Source organism: Nocardia sp. MH4 (assembly GCF_019266065.1).
GTDB classification, from domain to species: domain Bacteria; phylum Actinomycetota; class Actinomycetes; order Mycobacteriales; family Mycobacteriaceae; genus Nocardia; species Nocardia canadensis.
In genome coordinates this window covers 119,920-139,204 of the sequence record NZ_LPNR01000109.1, presented here as the reverse complement: position 1 = coordinate 139,204, position 19,285 = coordinate 119,920, and the positions used below count along the sequence as shown (strand labels likewise).

At 71.4% G+C, this 19,285-nt stretch carries 19 protein-coding genes; 12 read left to right on the top strand and 7 right to left on the bottom strand.

Annotated features, from left to right (window positions below; translation table 11 throughout):
* The coding region (locus ATM97_RS20715) for a hypothetical protein (RefSeq protein WP_218719682.1) at positions 1–806 on the bottom strand (806 nt) is incomplete at its 3' end.
* 208 nt (positions 807–1,014) lie between these two features.
* Here ATM97_RS20715 and ATM97_RS20710 point away from each other — a divergent pair.
* Positions 1,015–1,752 (top strand): DUF3105 domain-containing protein, encoded by a 738-nt coding sequence (locus ATM97_RS20710; protein WP_218719681.1) that lies wholly within the window; start codon positions 1,015–1,017, stop codon positions 1,750–1,752.
* Here the strand turns inward: ATM97_RS20710 and ATM97_RS20705 are convergent.
* From ATM97_RS20705 to ATM97_RS20695, 3 genes are read right to left on the bottom strand one after another with little or no spacing between them, the layout of a single operon-like run.
* Positions 1,724–2,149, bottom strand: a complete 426-nt coding sequence (locus ATM97_RS20705; RefSeq protein ID WP_218719680.1) for a PPOX class F420-dependent oxidoreductase — start codon at positions 2,147–2,149, stop codon at positions 1,724–1,726. The genes ATM97_RS20710 and ATM97_RS20705 overlap by 29 nt on opposite strands.
* Before the next feature lie 52 nt (positions 2,150–2,201).
* Positions 2,202–2,819, bottom strand: a complete 618-nt coding sequence (locus ATM97_RS20700; protein ID WP_218719679.1) for a response regulator transcription factor — start codon at positions 2,817–2,819, stop codon at positions 2,202–2,204.
* Entirely contained in the window at positions 2,816–4,042 is a 1,227-nt protein-coding gene (locus ATM97_RS20695) for a sensor histidine kinase (RefSeq protein ID WP_218719678.1), read from the bottom strand. The genes ATM97_RS20700 and ATM97_RS20695 overlap by 4 nt, the downstream gene beginning before the upstream one ends.
* A gap of 129 nt (positions 4,043–4,171) precedes the next feature.
* Here ATM97_RS20695 and ATM97_RS20690 point away from each other — a divergent pair, with 129 nt between their 5' ends.
* Genes ATM97_RS20690 through ATM97_RS20680 form a run of 3 tightly spaced genes read left to right on the top strand, consistent with a single transcriptional unit; the run spans position 4,172 to position 6,389 of the window.
* Positions 4,172–5,224 (top strand): ABC transporter permease, encoded by a 1,053-nt coding sequence (locus ATM97_RS20690; protein WP_218719677.1) that lies wholly within the window; start codon positions 4,172–4,174, stop codon positions 5,222–5,224.
* Between the two features lie 11 nt (positions 5,225–5,235).
* Entirely contained in the window at positions 5,236–5,946 is a 711-nt protein-coding gene (locus ATM97_RS20685) for an ABC transporter ATP-binding protein (protein ID WP_218719676.1), read from the top strand.
* Positions 5,947–5,996: 50 nt separating this feature from the next.
* Complete coding sequence (locus ATM97_RS20680; protein ID WP_218719675.1) at positions 5,997–6,389, top strand: NYN domain-containing protein; 393 nt, start codon at positions 5,997–5,999, stop codon at positions 6,387–6,389.
* A gap of 42 nt (positions 6,390–6,431) precedes the next feature.
* On the opposite strand, the gene ATM97_RS20675 is transcribed toward ATM97_RS20680, so the two are convergent.
* Positions 6,432–6,995 carry a TetR/AcrR family transcriptional regulator gene (locus ATM97_RS20675; protein ID WP_218719695.1) on the bottom strand — a complete coding sequence of 188 codons (564 nt, stop codon included), beginning with the start codon at positions 6,993–6,995 and terminating at the stop codon, positions 6,432–6,434.
* Positions 6,996–7,132: 137 nt separating this feature from the next.
* Here ATM97_RS20675 and ATM97_RS20670 point away from each other — a divergent pair, with 137 nt between their 5' ends.
* From ATM97_RS20670 to ATM97_RS20635, 8 genes are all read left to right on the top strand, one after another.
* Positions 7,133–8,740: a carboxyl transferase domain-containing protein gene (locus ATM97_RS20670; RefSeq protein ID WP_255588116.1), complete on the top strand. Its 1,608-nt coding sequence runs from the start codon at positions 7,133–7,135 to the stop codon at positions 8,738–8,740.
* 85 nt (positions 8,741–8,825) lie between these two features.
* Positions 8,826–10,865: a biotin carboxylase N-terminal domain-containing protein gene (locus ATM97_RS20665; RefSeq protein ID WP_218719674.1), complete on the top strand. Its 2,040-nt coding sequence runs from the start codon at positions 8,826–8,828 to the stop codon at positions 10,863–10,865.
* Positions 10,862–12,022: an acyl-CoA dehydrogenase family protein gene (locus ATM97_RS20660; RefSeq protein ID WP_218719673.1), complete on the top strand. Its 1,161-nt coding sequence runs from the start codon at positions 10,862–10,864 to the stop codon at positions 12,020–12,022. The genes ATM97_RS20665 and ATM97_RS20660 overlap by 4 nt, the downstream gene beginning before the upstream one ends.
* Positions 12,019–12,549: a MaoC family dehydratase gene (locus tag ATM97_RS20655; protein ID WP_308248561.1), complete on the top strand. Its 531-nt coding sequence runs from the start codon at positions 12,019–12,021 to the stop codon at positions 12,547–12,549. Before ATM97_RS20660 ends, ATM97_RS20655 begins: the two co-directional genes overlap by 4 nt.
* Positions 12,546–13,385 (top strand): CoA ester lyase, encoded by an 840-nt coding sequence (locus tag ATM97_RS20650; RefSeq protein WP_374104885.1) that lies wholly within the window; start codon positions 12,546–12,548, stop codon positions 13,383–13,385. The genes ATM97_RS20655 and ATM97_RS20650 overlap by 4 nt, the downstream gene beginning before the upstream one ends.
* 99 nt (positions 13,386–13,484) lie before the next feature.
* Complete coding sequence (locus ATM97_RS20645; protein ID WP_218719672.1) at positions 13,485–15,428, top strand: acetoacetate--CoA ligase; 1,944 nt, start codon at positions 13,485–13,487, stop codon at positions 15,426–15,428.
* A 12-nt stretch (positions 15,429–15,440) separates the two neighbouring features.
* On the top strand, positions 15,441–16,667 hold the full coding sequence (locus ATM97_RS20640; RefSeq protein ID WP_218719671.1) for a TetR/AcrR family transcriptional regulator: 1,227 nt from the start codon (positions 15,441–15,443) through the stop codon (positions 16,665–16,667).
* 84 nt (positions 16,668–16,751) lie between these two features.
* Complete coding sequence (locus ATM97_RS20635) at positions 16,752–18,179, top strand: DUF1254 domain-containing protein (RefSeq protein ID WP_218719670.1); 1,428 nt, start codon at positions 16,752–16,754, stop codon at positions 18,177–18,179.
* A 9-nt stretch (positions 18,180–18,188) separates the two neighbouring features.
* Here the strand turns inward: ATM97_RS20635 and ATM97_RS20630 are convergent, their stop codons facing one another.
* On the bottom strand, positions 18,189–19,037 hold the full coding sequence (locus ATM97_RS20630) for a hypothetical protein (protein WP_218719669.1): 849 nt from the start codon (positions 19,035–19,037) through the stop codon (positions 18,189–18,191).
* A 23-nt stretch (positions 19,038–19,060) separates the two neighbouring features.
* Positions 19,061–19,276 (bottom strand): MbtH family protein, encoded by a 216-nt coding sequence (locus ATM97_RS20625; protein ID WP_218719668.1) that lies wholly within the window; start codon positions 19,274–19,276, stop codon positions 19,061–19,063.
* Between the last annotated feature and the right edge of the window lie 9 nt (positions 19,277–19,285).

Below are 19,285 nucleotides of genomic sequence, written 5' to 3'. Positions count from 1 at the left end.
CCGCCGCCCCCACCGCCACCGCCGGTCGTGTCGAAGGTGTGGCCTGCCCCGCCCGCGCGCGGACCACCGCACGTGAGGCCGCTCGGCGTGGTGCCCGCCGGATTGTTCTCGCCCGCACCGCCGGTCCACGGCGGGCCTTCCTGCCAGCCGACCGCCGCGCTGCCGTCGCCCCCGTTCCCGCCGTCGCGCCGGGAGCCGCCGCCGCAGTAGAAGAACGTCGAATCCTGCACCGGCGACACCGAATAGCAGTCCGGCGCGTTGCCGCCCGCGCCACCACCGCCACCCGCGACCAGCACCGGCGCGTTGTCGGGCCCGAGCACGGCCGAGGCCCCGCCGCCACCGCCGCCGTCCCAACCGCTCGAGTACACCGTCCCGAAATTCGTGACCTGATCGACCGCTTCGCCCCTGGCCCCACCCGGGGCATACGGCGAGAACCCGCCGTTCGCGCCGCCCGCGCACCCGACCTGGACCTGGAACTGCTGCTCCGGCGTCACCCGCAAACCGCCGCTGACCTGACCGCCGAGCCCACCGATCCCGGTGAAGTTCGGATTCGGCGTCTGCCCCTGGCCGCCCACGGCCTCGATGTAGAGGCTCGTCGTCCCGGCGGGCACCGTGTAGGTCTGCGTCCCCGAGCTGCAATAGAACACGTCGATCGCGAGCCCCGACTCCGGGTCCTCGAAATGCTCGGATGCGTGCTCGGCGGGCGGGCCCGGCGGCTGGGACTGCGCGAGTGCCGCGGTGCCGACGACCAGTACCGCGCCCAGGGACGCGGCGAGCCACACCCGCGTCGCAGTTCGTCCGGCCATGCCAGAACTCCGTTCGCCAGCGCCGTTGCCGAGGAAACTTGACGAAACGGTAGCCGTGGTTGTCGCCTCGGCCCCGCAGCGACGCGCGCTTTCGCGCAGGTCATCGGGGTTGTCGACCGGGAGATCCGAGGTGAACCGGGTGGCGCGGGCGGCGGGCAAGTAAGTTCGGACCCGACGGCGGTAGCCGCCACGACGACAGGGGACCGCGGTGCGGAATTCGGACACGACCAGCGGCGCGCGACGCGCCCGCACGGCCGCGGTGGGAATCGCGGTCGCCACACTCCTCACCGCGGGTTGCGCGACCGACGGCAAAGTCGACGGCACCGCCATCGCGTCGACGGATGCGTTCGTGCCGACCGCGGACAACCAGGACCCCTCCCGCGAGATCCCCGGCGTCGAGATCACCGAGTTCCCGCCGGGCCTGCACGTGACCAGCACGCAGCGGGTCGCCTATCCGGTGATCCCACCGCTGGGCGGACCGCACGACAGCAGGTGGGCGGCCTGCGACGGCGTCGTCTACGCCACCGGCGTCCGCACCGAGAACGTGGTGCACTCCCTGGAACACGGCGCGGTGTGGATCGCCTACAACCCGGACAAGGTGAGCGCGGCGGATCAGGCCGCGCTCGCCGCGCGGGTGACGAACAAGCCGTACACCCTGATGTCGCCGATTCCCGGCATGGCCCACCCGATCTCGCTGCAATCGTGGGGCCACCAGCTGAAACCCGACAGCGCCGCCGACCCCCGGATCGATCAGTTCATCCTCGCGCTGCGCGAGAACCCTTACACCACACCGGAACCGGGCGCGACCTGCTCCTCGCCGCTGTTCGACCGCACCAACCCGCCCCCGTTCGACCCCACGGCCCCCGGCCCCGACGCCGTCGACCCGAACAGCGACGGCAGCGCTACCCCCGGCCTGCCTACGCCGTCACCTGGAAGTGGGCGATGACCTTGGTCGGGCGCACCCGCACGACCAGCTCCCCCGCCACCCCGTTCCGCTTGCCGAACTCCTCGGCCTTGTCCGCCCCCATGTAGCGCGCCGCGATCTCGGTGGCCGTCCGCACCAGCTCGTCGAGATCCTCCGACAGCGTCACCGTGCCCTGCACCTCCACCAGCGCGTACGGCGGCTCCTCCAGATCCACGCACAGCGCGACCCGGGGATCCCGCGCGAACGCCCGCCCCTTGGCGGTGTTCTTCCCGGTGTTGAAGACCAGCTCGTCGCCCTCGACGATGAACCACACCGGCGTCACCAAGGGCCGCCCATCGGCACCGGTGAACGCCACCTTGCCGGTTCGTGTTCCATGGGAAAGGAATTCGCGCACCTGGGGATCAGCGAGTGAGGCCATGCGATCAGGGTAGGCGCCGGGCCGTGGGAACCGGCGGCAGCGGCCTCGCGTGTCAGATCGCGCCCTGCTCGCGGGCAGTGGCGACCGCCGAGGTGCGGGATTTGACGCCGAGTTTGGCGTAGATGTGGACCAGGTGGGATTTGACGGTGGTCTCGCTGAGGAACAGTCGCTTGGCGATGTCGCGGTTGGACAGGCCGGCCGCGACCAGGCGCAGGACCTCGACTTCGCGGGGGCTCAACGTGGTGTCGGCGCGCCGGACGCGGGTCATCAGACGGGAGGCGACCGTCGGGGACAGCACGCTCTCGCCCGCGGCGGCGGCGCAGACCGCGGCGAGGAGTTCGGCGGGCGGGGTGTCCTTGAGGAGGTAGCCGACAGCGCCCGCTTCGATGGCGCCGAGGATGTCGGCGTCGGTGTCGTAGTTGGTGACCACCAGGACGTTCGGTGGGGTGGGCAGGGCGCGCAGGTCGGCGGTGGCGGCGGCCCCGGAGCGGCCGTCACCGAAGCGCAGGTCCATCAGGACCAGGTCGACGGGGTTGGCGGCACAGAACGCCACGGCCGCGTCGGCGTCGGCCACGTCACCGACGACGGTGATGTCGGCGGACGCCTCGAGCAGCGCGCGCAGCCCGGCCCGCACGATCGCGTGGTCGTCGGCGAGCAGCAGCCGGATCATTCGACCGCTCCCAGCGGGAAGGACACGGTGACGGCGGTGTGGCCGGGTTCGGATTCGATCGTCATCCGGCCACCCTGCTGCTCGACGCGGCTGCGCATGGCCGCCAGGCCGAACGCGCCCGCGCGCGGCCCGCGCAGCACGGCGGGGTCGATGCCGATGCCGTCGTCGACGATGTCGAGGTGCACGTCGGTGTCGTCGTAGGTGAGGGTGACCCGCATGCGCGCCGCCCCGGCATGCTGGACCACATTGGCGACCGCGCTCTGCGCGATCCGCACCAGCGCGGCCTCCACCGGCATCGGCAGCCGCTCCGGCTCGCCCTCGACCAGCAGCTGGGTCGACAGCGCCGCCGACCGCGCCCGATCACAGATCCGTGCCAGCGCTTCAGCGAGCGACTGCCCGTCCAGCGCGGCGGGCGACAATTCGTCGATGAGCCTGCGGGTTTCGGCCAGATCCTCGGCCGCCGTCTCGCGGGCGAGCCGAATCCGGTCCAGTGCGGGATGATCCGGCGCCGCCTGCTCGGCCGCGTGCAGCAGCAACTGGATACTGCTGAGTCCCTGCGCGACGGTGTCGTGGATCTCCTTGGCCAGTCGTTCGCGTTCGGCCAGCTTGCCCGCCGTCCGTTCCCGCTCGGCGAGAATCGCTCTGGTGCCGAGCAATTCGTCGATCAGCCGCTCCCGTTCCACCGCTTCGCGGTACAGCGCCTGATAGCCGAGCCCGATGCCGATGGCGACCAGGGCGCCGAGCACGGGCCCGACCACCGCGCCCACCGACCAGCCGCGGTGTGCCGCGAAGCCGATGACGCCGACGGCCGTCGCCAGCACCACCGCGACCAGGTTCCACGGCCGCGGCAGCAGGTGCAGGTAGAGGAAGAACAATCCGAAGGCGAGATACACCGCGTCCGGGGTCAGCCCGAGCAGCGCCAGCCACAGCACGGTCAGCGTGGCCAGCCACAGCCCGGCCCTGCGCGCGTCCCACGCGGCGCCCGGCACCGCCCGCGACCGCGCCGCCCCGGCCGGGGCGCCCGAGGCGACCCGGCGCGGCAGTTCGGTGCCCGCGAAGTAGACGGCCAGCCAGATTCCCGTCAGGACGACCACCCCGACACCGTGCCCACCGCCGCCGGGCAACAGCGCTCGCACCGCGACCACCGCGCCCAGCACCGTCACCAGCACGTGCAGACCGAGCCGCAGCGTGGTGACCACCGGGGTCAGGGGGGACGAGTGCACCCGACCAGCTTATGTGCGGCAACCGGACCGGCATCCATCGAAAGGTGTAAACACGGGCAGTCCTTGGATGGAGCGCGTTTCGTGCGCCGGTGCGATGGCGTGGCGGTCGTGCGCGACGAGAGTGGAGGCATGTTCGTCGCACTCCGAGATCTCCGGGCCGCCCGCGGCCGCTTCCTGCTGATCACCACCGTCGTCCTGTTGGTGGCGGTGCTGGTCAGTTTTCTGAGTGGGCTCACCGCCGGGCTGGCGCACCAGAACATCTCCGCGGTCCAGGGCCTGCGCGCCGACCAGGTGGTGTTCGCCGAGACCGGCGCCGATCCGTCCTTCGACTCGTCGGTGCTCACCGAGGAGCAGATCGCGCGGTGGCGGTCGACGGGCGGGATCGAGGTCACCCCGGTCGGCATCTCCCGGACCCGCGCCGAACACGTGGGCGCGAGCCCCGAGCAGGTCGCGCTGTTCGGCGGCGACCCCGCGGCGTTCAGCAATCACCCTGCTACCGCACCGGGAGCGGTGGTGCTGAGCTCGGGCGCGGCCCGCGCACTGGCCGCGGGCACCGGCGACACCGTGGTGCTGGCAGGCCACGAGTTCACCGTCGCCGACGTCGCCGGCGACGAGTGGTACAGCCACACCCCGGTGATCTGGACGAGCCTGGCGGACTGGCAGGCGGCCAGCCCTCGCGCGGGCGCGGCCACCGTGCTCGCCGTGCTCGGCGACGCCCCGCGCGACGATCTCGACGCCGAAGCCGGAACGCGCACGCTGCCCGCCGCGAACGCCGTCGAGGCGATCGGCTCCTACCAGGCCGAGAACAGCTCGCTGACCCTGATGACGGTGCTGCTGTTCGCCATCTCCGCGCTGGTGATCGGGGCCTTCTTCACCGTGTGGACGGTGCAGCGCCAACCCGACATCGCCACCTTGAAGGCGCTCGGCGCGACCACCGGTTCGCTGGCGCTCGACGCGCTGGCGCAGGCGGCGATCGTGCTGGTCACCGGTGTCGCGATCGGGCTCGGCAGCACCGCGGTGGCCTCCCTGTTCCTCGGTGACGCCATGCCGTTCGTGCTGTCGCTGTCGACGACCCTGGTGCCCGCGCTGGCCTTGATCGCGCTCGGCCTCGTCGGCGCCGCGGTCGCGCTGCGCTTCCTGTTCACCACCGATCCCCTGACCGCGCTCGGCGCGACCCGCTGAAGGACCCCACCATGGCACTGACCCTCACCGACGTCACTCTCACCTACCCCGACGGCACGGGCAGGCTCACCGCGCTCGACCGGGTGAACCTGCACGTCCCCGGCGGCACCATCGCCGCCGTCACCGGCCCGTCCGGCTCGGGCAAGTCCAGCCTGCTCGCGGTGGCCGCGACGCTGATCCGGCCCGACACGGGCACCGTCGTCCTCGCGACCGACACCGGCAGTACCGATCTCGCGACGCTGAGCAGGCGGGCCGCGTCCACCGTCCGCCGCACCCAGATGGGCATCGTCTTCCAGCAGCCCAATCTCATCCCGGCGCTGACCGCCCTGGAACAGCTGGAGGTCACCGCGCATCTCGGCGGCAAGCGGCGCAGCGGCCGGGGTGAAACCAGGTCCCGCGCACGGGACCTGCTCGCCGCGGTCGGTCTGGCCGAGCACGCGGACAAGCGGCCCGCGCAGCTCTCCGGCGGCCAGCGCCAGCGCGTCAATATCGCCCGCGCCCTGATGAACGACCCGGCCCTGCTCGTCGTCGACGAGCCGACCAGCGCCCTGGACACCGAACGCGGCGCCGCCGTGCTCGACCTGATCACCACCATCGCCCGCGAGCACCGCGCGGCGACGATCCTGGTCACCCACGACCCGACCCACCTGCACCGGATGGACGCGGTCTACCGGATGACCGACGGCCGCCTCAGCCCGGTCGAGGTGCCCGCCGTCGCCTGATCCGGCGCGCCCGCCGAGCGCCAGGCGCGCGCCGGGGGGAGACTGGACCGATGAGCGATCCGACCCAGCTGATCGTGGTCGACGCGGCCAATGTCATCGGCGCCAAGGCCGATGGCTGGTGGCGCGACCGCGCGGGCGCCGCCCGGCGGCTGCTGGCGAACATCGCGGACCTGACGACCCGCCTGCCTGCGTCGACGGCGGTGACCGTCGTCCTCGAGGGCGCCGCCAAGGCCGCGGCCGACGACGCCGCACCGACCGCCCCGCGCCTGACCGTCGTGCTGGCCGACCGCTCCGGCGACGACAAGATCGTCGACGTGGTCGCCGAGGCCACCGGCTACGACCAGCTCACCGTCGTCACCGCCGACCGGGAGCTCCGCCGCCGGGTCGACGCTCTCGGTGCCGACGCGGTCGGCCCCAGTTGGCTCCTGCGCCAACTGGATTGATCTTCCCGGAGCCGGGCCGCGGCAGCGTTCCCACGCGGCCGATCAGGCCTGCTCGGCCGACAACGCCGCCAGCGCCATCTGCCGCAACACCGGCCGCGCCTTGCTCGCCCGCGCCGGGGCGGCGCTGTGCGGAGTGGAGTTGATCAGCCCGAAGGCCGCGTGGGCCTGGACGCGGGCGGTGTCCTCGGCCAGACCGGGATGCACCTCGCGCAGCACCTGCACCCAGACCTCGACGTATTGGCGCTGCGTGCGGCGCAGGGTGCGACGGTCGGCGGCGGGCACGTTGTCCAGATCGCGGTCCTGGATGCGGATGAGCTCGGGGTCGTCGAAGGCGAAGTCGAGGTGGAAGTCCACCAGGCCGACCAGGGCTTCCGCGGGCGATTGCGCCGCCGCGACGACCGCGCGCCCACCGGCGAGCAATCGCTCACTGACCCCGACCAGCAGCTCGACCAGCAGCGCCTCCTTGTTCGCGAAGTGCCGGTAGACGGCGGGTCCGCTGATCCCGACAGCCGCGCCGAGGTCGTCGAGGCGCACGCCGAAGAACCCGCGATCGGCGATCAACCGGGCGCCCGCGTCGAGCAACTGCTCGCGACGCTGGGCTTTCATCAGCTCGCGCCGGGTCGCCGGAGCGGGTTCGACCGTGGCCAATCTCGACTCCCTTCCGCCGGGTCTGGACAACTTGGTTAGTCAAGATTAACCTGAATTTCAGTTATTGGCGATTAACCGGATGGCAGGATGGCGTGATGACGGTTACGCACGACCTCGACAACGGCACCACAGCCGCGACGAGCAACCGGGACGCGCACCGCGCCCTGGTCGACGAGCTGCGCCAGCGGCTGGCGACGACGGCGCTGGGCGGCCCGCAGAAGTCGCGCGAGCGGCACGCGGCCCGAGGCAAGCTGCTGCCCCGCGAGCGGGTCGACCAGCTGCTCGACCCCGGCAGCCCGTTCCTGGAACTGTCCCCGCTGGCGGGCAACGGCATGTACGGCGACGAGTGCCCCGGCGCGGGCGTGATCGCCGGCATCGGCCGCATCGCGGGCCGCGAGTGCCTGGTCCTGGCCAACGACGCGACGGTCAAGGGCGGCACCTACTACCCGATCTCGGTGAAGAAGCACCTGCGCGCGCAGGAGGTCGCCGCGCAGAACAACCTCCCGTGCGTGTACCTGGTGGACTCCGGCGGCGCCTTCCTGCCGCACCAGGACGAGGTGTTCCCCGACCGCGAGCACTTCGGCCGCATCTTCTACAACCAGGCCAACATGAGCGCCAAGGGCATCGCCCAGATCGCGGCGGTGATGGGATCGTGCACCGCCGGTGGCGCCTACGTGCCCGCGATGGCCGACGAGGCCGTCATCGTGCGCGACCAGGGCACCATCTTCCTCGGCGGCCCGCCGCTGGTGAAGGCGGCGACCGGTGAGGTCGTCACGGCCGAGGAACTCGGCGGCGGCCTGCTGCACTCGCGCACCTCCGGCGTCACCGACCATCTCGCCGAGGACGACCGCGACGCGTTGCGCATCGTCCGCAAGATCGTCGGCACCCTGGGCCCGAAGCCCGAGGCGCCCTGGGAGGTGCTGGCGACCACTGCGCCCGCCAAGGACGAGGACGAGCTCTACGACGTGGTCCCGGTCGACCCGCGCACCCCCTACGACGTGCGCGAGGTGATCGACCGGATCGTCGACGGCGAGGCCGGCTTCCACGAGTTCAAGGCCGAATACGGCAAGACCCTGGTCACCGGCTTCGCCCGCATCCACGGTCACCCGGTCGGCATCGTCGCCAACAACGGGGTGCTGTTCGCCGAATCCGCCATGAAGGGCGCGCATTTCATCGAACTGTGCGACAAGCGCAAGATCCCGCTGGTGTTCCTGCAGAACATCACCGGCTTCATGGTCGGACGCGACTACGAGGCGGGCGGCATCGCCAAGCACGGCGCGAAGATGGTCACCGCCGTGGCCTGCGCGCGGGTGCCGAAGCTGACCGTGGTGATCGGCGGCTCCTACGGCGCGGGCAACTACTCCATGTGCGGACGCGCGTATTCGCCGCGCTTCCTGTGGATGTGGCCGAACTCGCGGATCTCGGTGATGGGCGGCGAGCAGGCCGCCTCGGTGCTGGCGACCGTGCGCGGCGACCAGCTCGACAGCGCGGGCAAGCCGTGGTCGGCGGAGGATCAGGAGGCGTTCAAGGCGCCGATCCGGGAGCAGTACGAGACCCAGGGCAACCCCTACTACGCGACCGCGCGGATCTGGGACGACGGCGTCATCGCGCCCACCGACACCAGAACCGTGCTCGGACTTGCCCTCTCGGTCTGCGCGCAAGCGCCGCTCGACCCCGTTTCCTACGGCGTCTTCCGGATGTGAAGGAGCGTCAGCGAGTGAACCAGAAACATAGCGCGCCGTCGCGCACGACGGAGCCGAGCGCCGGCGAGGCGAAGGAGTGAGCGACATGCTGAACAAATCCCACCCCGTCGAGTTCGACACCGTCTTGGTCGCCAATCGCGGCGAGATCGCGGTACGCGTCATCAAGACCTTGCGCGCCATGGGCATTCGCTCGGTCGCGGTGTACAGCGACGCCGACGCGGGCGCCCGCCACGTGCGCGAGGCCGATGTCGCGGTGCGCCTCGGGCCCGCCCCGGCTCGCGAGAGCTACCTGTCGATCGAGAAGGTCGTCGACGCCGCGATCCGCTCCGGCGCCCAGGCCGTGCACCCCGGATACGGCTTCCTGTCGGAGAATTCGGCGTTCGCCGCGGCGCTGGCCGACGCGGACATCGTCTTCCTCGGTCCGCCCGCCAAGGCGATCGAGGTGATGGGCGACAAGATCACCGCCAAGAACACCGTCACCGCGTTCGGCGTCCCGGTGGTACCCGGCATCGCCGAGCCCGGCCTGACCGACGAGCAGTTGATCACCGCCGCCGCCGAGGTCGGCTACCCGGTGCTGGTGAAGCCGTCCGCCGGTGGCGGCGGCAAGGGCATGCGGAGGGTCGAGCGGCCCGAGGATCTGCCCGCGGCGCTGGTCAGCGCGCGACGCGAGGCGGGCGCGGCCTTCGGTGACGACACCCTGTTCCTGGAGCGGTTCGTCACCCGGCCCCGCCACATCGAGGTGCAGGTCCTGGCCGACAAGTTCGGCAATGTGGTGCACCTGGGCGAACGCGAGTGCAGCTTGCAGCGCAGGCACCAGAAGGTGATCGAGGAAGCGCCCTCGCCGCTGCTGGACGCCACGACCAGGGCCCGGATCGGCGCCGCGGCCTGCAATACCGCGCGCAGTGTCGACTACGTCGGCGCGGGCACCGTGGAGTTCATCGTCTCCGCCGACCGGCCCGACGAGTTCTTCTTCATGGAGATGAACACGCGCCTGCAGGTCGAGCACCCGGTGACCGAGCTGGTCACCGGCGTCGACCTGGTGGAATGCCAGGTCCGCGTGGCCGCGGGGCAGCAGCTGAGCAAGAGCCAGGACGAGATCCGCCTGGTCGGGCACGCGATCGAGGCGCGGGTCTACGCCGAGGATCCGGGTCGCGGCTTCCTGCCCACCGGTGGCACCGTGCTCGCGCTCAGCGAACCGAGCGGCCCCGGCGTGCGCGTGGATTCGGGCCTGTCCGAGGGCACCGTGGTCGGCAGCGACTACGACCCGATGTTGTCGAAGGTGATCGCGCGCGGCGACACCCGCGCCGACGCCCTCGCGGCGCTGGACCGCGCGCTGGAACAGACCGTGCTGCTCGGCGTGACGAGCAATATCGAGTTCCTGCGCTTCCTGCTCGCCGACGCGGATGTCCAGGCGGGCCGCCTCGACACCGCGTTGCTGGACCGCCGGGTCGGCGACTTCCGGCCCGCCGAGGTGACCGACGACGAATTCCTCGCCGCCGCCACCCATCACTGGCTGCGCCGCTGGCCCGCCCCCGGCGGCGACCCGTGGTCGACCCCGTCGGGCTGGCGGCTCGGCGCGCAGGCTCCGACCGCGATCCGGCTCGCCGCCGGTGACCAGGTGCGCCATGTCTTCCTCACCGGCACACCGGAATCGGCGACCGTCCGGATCGACGACGGTGCGCCGCAATCGCTCTCGGCCGCCACCAGCCGCGACGGCCTCGTCCTCACGTTGGACGGGCTGCGCCGCGAGTTCCGCGTGGCCGAGGACGCCGACCAGCTGTGGGTCGGCCACGCCGGGAGCGTCGCCGTGCTGCGCGAAGTCGCCGAGGCGAGCGTGCGCGGCGACGCCGCCCACGTCGGCGACGCCGAGATCCGCAGTCCCATGCCGGGTTCGGTGATCGCGTCCCCGGTCGCCGACGGCGCGACCGTCGAGGTCGGCGATCCGGTGATCGTCATCGAGGCCATGAAGATGGAGCACACCCTCACCGCCCCCGTCGCGGGCACCGTCGAGGTGCTGGTGCGGCCGGGCGCCCAGGTGAAGCTGGACCAGGTGCTGGTCCGCGTCGTCGCCCATCCCGTCGAAACCGCAGTCGTAGAGACCGAGCGCGAAGGAACCAACGCATGACCGACTACCTGTCCACCGGCTCGCTGCCGGACGAATACCGCCAGCTCGCCCTGACCGTGCGCGACTTCGCCCAGCAGGTCGTGGCGCCCGTCTCGGCGAAACACGATGCCGAGCACAGCTTCCCGTACGAGGTCGTCGCCGGGATGGCCGACATGGGCCTGTTCGGCCTGCCGTTCCCCGAGGAGTTCGGCGGCATGGGCGGCGACTACTTCGCCCTGTGCCTGGCGCTCGAGGAGCTCGGCAAGGTCGACCAGAGCGTGGCCATCACCCTCGAGGCCGGTGTCTCGCTGGGCGCGATGCCGATCTACCGCTTCGGCGACGACAAGCAGAAGAACGAGTGGCTGCCCCAGCTCACCAGCGGGCGCGCCCTGGCCGGTTTCGGCCTCACCGAGCCCGACGCGGGCAGCGACGCCGGCGGCACCCGCACCACCGCGGTCGCCGACGGCGAGAGCTGGGTGATCAACGGCGCCAAGCAGTTCATCACCAACTCCGGTACCGACATCACCCGGCTGGTCACCGTCACCGCGGTGACCGGGCAGACCGGCGGCAAGAAGGAGATCTCCACCATCCTGGTGCCGACCTCCACCCCCGGTTTCGTCGCCGAACCGGCCTACAACAAGGTCGGCTGGAACGCCTCCGACACCCACCCGCTCAGCTTCACCGACGTGCGTGTGCCGCAGGAGAACCTGCTCGGCGAGCGCGGCCGCGGCTACGCCAACTTCCTGCGCATCCTCGACGAGGGCCGCATCGCCATCGCCGCGCTCGCGGTGGGCGCCGCGCAGGGCTGTGTGGACGAGAGCGTGCGCTACGCCGGTGAGCGGCAGGCGTTCGGGCAGGCCATCGGCCGCAATCAGGCCATCGCGTTCAAGATCGCCCGGATGGAGGCGCGCGCCCACGTCGCGCGCACCGCCTACTACGACGCGGCCGCGCTGATGCTGGCGGGCAAGCCGTTCAAGAAGGCCGCCTCGATCGCCAAGATGGTCGCCAGCGAGGCCGCGATGGACAACGCGCGCGACGCCACCCAGATCTTCGGCGGCAACGGCTTCATGAACGAATACCCCGTGTCCAGGCACTACCGTGACAGCAAGATCCTGGAAATCGGTGAGGGCACGACGGAGGTGCAGCTGATGCTGATCGCACGGGAGCTGGGCCTGTGAGCGCGCCTGATCACGGCGGCCCGGAGACGGCAGCGCAGGCGCCGTCGAGCACCGAGACACGACGCGTCGTCCAGCGCGGCCTGTGGTTCGAGGAGTTCGAGATCGGGACGATCTACGAGCACCGGCCCGGCCGCACCATCACCGAGGCCGACAACGTCTTGTTCACCACACTGACCATGAACACCCAGGCGCTGCACCTGGACGCGAACTTCGCCGACGCGCAGCCGCCGTTCAACCAGCGGCTGGTGAACTCGATGTTCACCCTGTCGACGCTGGTCGGCCTCTCGGTCGCCCAGCTCACCCAGGGCACCCTGGTGGCCAACCTCGGCTTCTCCGAGATGTCGCTGCCCGCGCCGCTGTTCCACGGCGACACGATGTACGCCGAGACACTGGTGACCGACAAGCGGGAATCCAAGAGCCGTCCGGGTGAGGGCATCGTCGGCCTCACCCACACCGCGCGCAACCAGGACGGTGTGATCGTGGCGAAAGCCGTGCGGCAGACGCTGGTCCGGAAGGCCCCCGCATGACGATGACGGGAGACAGCGTGAGCGCCTGGGAGCCCAGCGGACCGGCCTGGCTGTTCTGCCCGGCCGACCGTCCCGAGCGTTTCGCCAAGGCCGCGGCGGTGGCCGATGTGGTGATCCTCGACCTCGAGGACGGCGTCGCCGCAGGTGACAAGGTCGCGGCCAGGAAGGCGCTGATCGAGACCCCGCTCGACCCGCGGCACACCGTGGTCCGCGTCAACGCGGTCGAGACCGACGAGTACGCGGCCGACCTGGCCGCCCTCGCGCAGACCGCCTACCGGCGCGTCATGCTGCCCAAATGTGAATCGGCCGAACAGGTCAGGAGCCTGGCGGGCTACGAGGTGATCGTGCTGATCGAGTCGCCGCTGGGCGCGGTGCGGGTGGCCGAGTCGGTCGCCGCCGAGAACGCCATCGGCGTGATGTGGGGCGCCGAGGACCTGGTCGCCGGGCTGGGCGGCAATGCCAGCAGGCACGCCGACGGCAGCTACCGCGATGTCGCCCGGCACGTGCGCTCGACGAGCCTGCTGGCGGCCAAGGCCTTCGGCCGGTTCGCCCTGGATTCGGTGTTCCTCGACATCGAGAACCTGGAAGGGCTGGCGGTGGAGACGCTGGACGCGGTGGCCGTCGGCTTCGACGCCAAGGTCGCTATCCATCCCCGCCAGGTGGCGGTGATCCGGGAGGGCTACGCGCCCGACCCCGACGAGATCGACTGGGCGCGCCGAGTGCTCGCCGAGGTGCCGAACCATCGGGGCGTCTTCGCGTTCGAGGGACGCATGGTCGACGCACCGGTGCTCCGACACGCGGAGCGGATCGTCCGCCGGGCCGAACTGCCCAGCTGAGCACTACCCGGCGCGCGGGGGCGACTACCGGCCGCGCGCCGGGGTAATCATCGGCCGGGCAGTTCCGGCCCGCGCAACCCAGTACGAGGAGGACATCCGGTGCAACCGCAATGGGAACCGACCGCCGAGGACATCGCGTCGGCACGGATCACCGACTTCGCCGCCTTCGTCAGCGGCCGGACCGGCGAGCAGTACCCCGACTACCAGGCCCTGTGGCAATGGTCGGTCGACGACATCGCCGGCTTCTGGCAGGCGCTGTGGGACTACTTCGAGCTCGGTCCGATCGCCGACGGCGTGCTCGGCACGCGGGAGATGCCCGGCGCGCAGTGGTTCCCTGGGACGCGGCTGAACTACGTCGACCAGATCATCCGGCAGGCGCGGCCCGACCGGCCCGCCGTGCTCGCCCTGCACGAGGACGCCGAGCCGCGCGAGATCTCGTGGGCGGAGCTGATCGAGCAGGTCACCGCGTTCGCGGGCGCCCTGCGGGCGCGCGACGTCGGACCGGGCGACCGGGTGATCGGCTACCTGCCGAACATCCCGGAGGCCATCGTCGCCTTCCTCGCCACCGCGAGCATCGGCGCGGTGTGGAGCGCGTGCGGGCAGGACTACTCGGCCAAGGCGGCGCTGGACCGGCTCGGCCAGCTGGAGCCGACCGTGCTCGTCACGGCCGACGGCTACCGGTTCGGCGGCAAGCAGCACGACAAGCGCGCCGACATCGCCGCCCTGCAGGAGGGCCTGCCCGAGCTGCGCGCGACTGTCGTGGTCTCGCAGCTGGGCCTCGAGGTGCCCGACGCGGTGGCATGGTCGGACGCGATCGCCGATCCGGGGCTCGGGGTGATCGAGACCGCCGCCGTCGCCTTCGATCATCCGCTGTGGATCGTGTTCTCCTCCGGCACCACCGGTCTGCCGAAGGGCATCGTGCACGGCCACGGCGGCGTGCTGCTCGAGCACCTGAAAGCCGTTGCCCTCCAGTCCGATATCGGGCCCGAGGACACCTTCTTCTGGTACACCAGCCCCAGCTGGATGATGTGGAACTTCCAGATCGCCGGCCTGCTGACCGGCGCCACCGTGGTGACCTACGACGGCAGCCCGACAGCCGGCGGCCCGGACGCCCTGTGGCGCCTCGCCGCCCAGGTCCGCGCCACCGTGCTCGGCACCAGCCCCGGCTACGTGCTCGGATGCATCAAGGCGGGCGCGGTGCCGCGGGCCGAGCACGATCTGTCGGCGCTGCGCAGCGTCGGGATCACCGGGTCGGCGCTGCCGGTGTCGAGCGCGCTGTGGCTCGACGCGAACGCGGGCGAGCACGTGCAGGTGAACTCGATCAGCGGTGGCACCGACGTGGTGTCGGCGTTCATCGGCGGCGTGCCCACGGTGCCGGTGTGGCCGGGCGAGCTGTCGGCACCGTATCTCGGCGTGGCGCTGGACTCCTTCGACGAGCAGGGCGCGCCGGTGCGCGGGGAGGTCGGCGAGCTGGTGGTGACCCAGCCGATGCCGTCGATGCCGGTGCGCTTCTGGCGCGACGAGGACGGAAAGCGCTACCACGACGCCTATTTCGACACCTACCCCGGCGTGTGGCGGCACGGTGACTGGATCACGCTGACCGAGCACGGCAGCGTCGTCGTGCACGGCCGCTCCGACTCCACTCTCAACCGGCACGGCATCCGGATGGGCAGCGCGGACATCTACCAGGTCGTCGAACAGTTCCCGGAGATCGCCGAGGCGCTGGTGATCGGCGCCGAGCAGCCCGACGGCGGCTACTGGATGCCGCTGTTCGTCGTCCTCGCGCCCGGCGCCACCCTCACCGACGATCTGAAAGCCAGGATCGGCAGCGCGATTCGCTCCGAGGTCTCGCCCCGGCACGTCCCCGACGAGATCCGCGAGGCCCCCGGCATCCCGCACACCCGGACCGGCAAGAAGCTGGAAGTGCCGATCAAGAAGCTCTTCCAGGGCGCGGACGCGACCCGTGTGGTCGAACGCAGCGCCGTGGACGACCCGGCCCTGCTCGACTGGTATGCCCGGATCACCCCGCCCCACAAGGCCTAATACACTTCTGGCATGAATGTCGGCGAGTCTCGTGGTGCGCGTGGATCGGTAGTCGGCGGAGCGAAGGACGGTGTGCGGCGGCGTCCGAAGAATCGGCGCGCGCAGATCGCGGCGACCTCGGCGGTGGCATTCGGCGCGGCCGGGTATCACGGGGTGAGCATGGAGGACATCGCCGCCGGATTGGGCATCAGTTCGGCGGCGCTGTACCGGCACTACCCGAGCAAGTACGCGCTGTTCCGGGAGGAACTGCTGCGGGTCGGGCAGGCCTTCACCGCCTCGATCGCGGCGTCCGGTGACGGGTCATCGACCGCGGCGGAACGGTTGCGGCACATGCTGACCGGGCTCCTCGGCGCGACGGTGGAGAACCGGGGAACGGTCACGCTGGTGCGTTGGGAGGGCCGCTACCTCGAGCCCGCCGACCGGCTGGTGCTCGACGAGCAGCGGGCCTCGGTGCTGGTCGCCCTCGACGAGCAGCTGGCCGTCCTGCGGCCGGAGCTGACCGCGCCGGACCTGCGAATGCTGTCCACCGCGATGTTCGGGGTCATCACCAGCATCGCCGACCATCACGCCGCCCTGCCTGCCCGCACCCTGAACCGGCTGCTGACCACGGCCTGTCTCGCGCTGGTCGAGAGCGGATTGCCGCCCGCAGCAACGATTTCGGAGAAGGCCACCCAGGTCGAGATCCCGGAGTCGTTCAAACACGAACTGCTGCTGCGCAAAGCGGTCGAGCTGTTCCACGAGCGCGGGTATCCGAACGTCAGCGTCGAGGACATCGCCTCGGCGGCCGGGCTGTCCGCGGCCTCGGCGGTGTACCGGTTCTACCGCGGCAAGAGCGACATCCTCGCCGCCGCGTTCCGCCGCGCGGCCGACCGGGTCTCGGGTGCGATCGGCCCCGCCGTCGCGGGCACCCCCGACAGCGGCGCGGCCCTGGACGTGCTGATCGCCCAGTTCGTCGCCGACACCTTCGACGAACGCGCGCTGGCCGTCGTCTACTACGCCGAGTTCGGCCACGTCCCCGCCGAGGAACGCGCGGTCCTGCGCAACATCCAGCGCCTCAGCGTCCAGGAATGGGCCCGCCTGGTCCGCGAAGTCCGCCCCGAACTCTCGGCCGCCGAAGCCCGCTTCCTGGTCCACGCGGCCTTCGCCCTGGTCATCGACCTCAGCCAGATCTACGGCCCCGACCCCATCGCCTGCCGAGCCCGCGTCGCCCACCTCATGCACCGAACCCTCCTCGGCTGACCTGCGGATCTCACCCGTTGTGTGTGAGGGCGGGGGGACGGTGGGCGTTTACGGTGGGCGTTCGCGGTGTCGGACGGAGAGCGCATGGGCGGTCGGGCAGGTGACGAGGGTGGGCTGAGTCGGCGGCGCCTGCTCGAGTTGGGGGCGGCTGCGGGGGTGGGGATGGTGGTGTCCGGGTGCGGGGGTGGGGAGCCGGTGCCGTCGGTGGTGTCCTCGACAGGGGCGCCGGATGTGCTGGGGCTGGCGACCGAGGCGTATGTGTTCGGCTATCCGATGATCTTGCTGGACATGATGCGGGCGGCGAGTGGGCCGACGAACACGTTCGATCACAGCGTGCTGCCCGATCCGCTGGATCGCGGGGTGGCCCGGCTCAGCCACGACATGGTCTATTCCCAGGCGTGGCTGAACCTGGCCGACGAGCCGCTGGTGTTGCAGATCCCCGGGATGGAACCGGATCGGTACTGGCTGTTCCAGCTGCTCGACGGGTGGGGCAACACCGTGCACGACCTGAGCAGCAAGCAGCCGCGGACGACGGTCGACGCCGACGGGCCGCCGTTCACCTACGTCATCGCGGGCCCGAAGTGGACCGGGTCGCTGCCGCCGCACACCACCCTGCTGCACATGCCGTCGGCGATGGCGACGATCGTCGGCCGGATCCAGATCAACGGTGTCGCGGACGCGGCGCAGGTCAACCGGTGGCAGGAGAAGATCCGGCTGGTCCCGGCCGGCGCCTGGCAGCGCCGCGAATACGACGTCACGGTCAGCAGGGTGCACCCGATCGACCGCGGACCGGAGCCGCCGGTCAAGCGGATCGCCGCGCTGGACGGCCGCACCTACCTCAACCGGCTGTGCAGGTTGATGGTGGCCGATCCGCCCGCGGCCGCCGACGCACCGCTGATGGAACAGCTGGCCACCATCGGCGTCGTCCCCGGCGGCACCGTCGACAACGAGCCCGTCGAACTGCTCGACGAGGCGGTCCGCCAGGCCCAGCGCCGGATCGCCGGATGGACCGACCCGAACGCGCGCCGCGTCAACGGGTGGGAGATCCCGGTCGACCTCGGCAGGTTCGGCACCGACTACCTGCGACGCGCGGCGACGACCATGCGCTCACCGGGCAAGGCCCCGATCCGCGACGTGCTCTACGCCGAACTCTGGGCCCCCACGACCGACGACGCGGGACAGCCGCGCCGCTACCGCATCCGCTTCGAGCCCGGCCGCTGGCCGCCGGTGGACGCCTTCGCCTCGATCACCGCCTACGACCCCCAGGGCTTCCTCGTCCCCAACCCCGCCGAGATCTACGCGGTCGGCCACGCCCCACCGGTGGTGGCGGGCCCCGACGGCGCGGTGGAGATCGCCGTCCAGCACGACGACCCGCGCCCGGGCGTCCCCACCGGCAACTGGCTCCCGATCCCGGACTCCGGCGAGTTCTCCCTGACGCTGCGTCTGTACGCACCTCGCGAGGCGGCGATCGAGGGCGACTGGGAACCGCCGCCGATGACCCCGGTGCCATGACCCCCGGTCTCAGCCGATGACGGCCTCGATCGGGACGGAGACGGCCGGGGTGGTGAACACCGCGACGTAGTAGTCCGGGACGACGCAGGCGACCGGTTCGGTCGCGGTCAGCACCGGACGCAGCCGTTCCCGCGAGATCGCGAGATAGGCGCCGTCGTCGTGACAGCCGGTGGCGACGAAGGCGAACGCCCGATCACCGGCGGCGCGCCCCGACACCGCCGAACGCACCCGAGCGGCCGTCACGGTGTCGAGCCCGGCGGCGAAGGCGGCGAGCTGATCCGGCTGGGAGACCTCGGCGCCGCGCGGGGCGGTGCCGACTGCGATGCGCTCGAAATGGGCGAGGATCGCCGGACCCGGCGGGTCGGGGGGGTACCCGCCGAGCCGGGTGGTCGCCGGCACGTCCGCCGCGGGCAGCGCGAACACCGCCAGGATCTCCCACGGCGCGACGCATTCCGACGGCGGATCGTCCGCGCCGGTCAGCCGGACGGAGTAGTCGGCGTCGCCCTCGCTGGTCAGCTTCGCGCCGTCACCGGGCGAACAGCCCGCGCCCCAGGAGAAGGCGATCAGCGCCTCGGTGTCGAAGTCGCGGCGCGAGAGCGTGTCCGTGAGCCGACCGGCCGCGCGTTCGTCGCCGGGGAATCGCCCGGCGAACTGGTCGACGTCGGCGGTCGATCGCAGCACGGTCCGGACGTCGGGCAGCCCTCGGGTGGACTCGAACAGCACCAGCTCGGCGTGCTCGACATCGTGTCCCGTGGCCTGCCGCCGCGGCGGATCGGAGTCGGTCGACGACGCGAACAGCGCCCCCAGGTACGCGCCCGCCAGCAGCGCCACCACGATCCCGAACCGAGCGCTCCGCATACCCCACTGTACGTAGGGCGAGGTCAGCCCTCGTTGGCCATCGCGGCGATCAAGGAGTTGGGACGCATGTCGAGCCAATGGGATTCGACGTACTGGAGACAGGAGGTGCGGGTGGCGGCGCCGAAGGCGACGGTCCAGCCACCGGGGACGGCGGCGAAGGTGGGCCAGAGGGAGTGTTCCCCCTCGGCGTTGACCAAAACGTAGAACTGGGCGTTCTCGTCGTCGAACGGATTGCTCATCGGATTGCC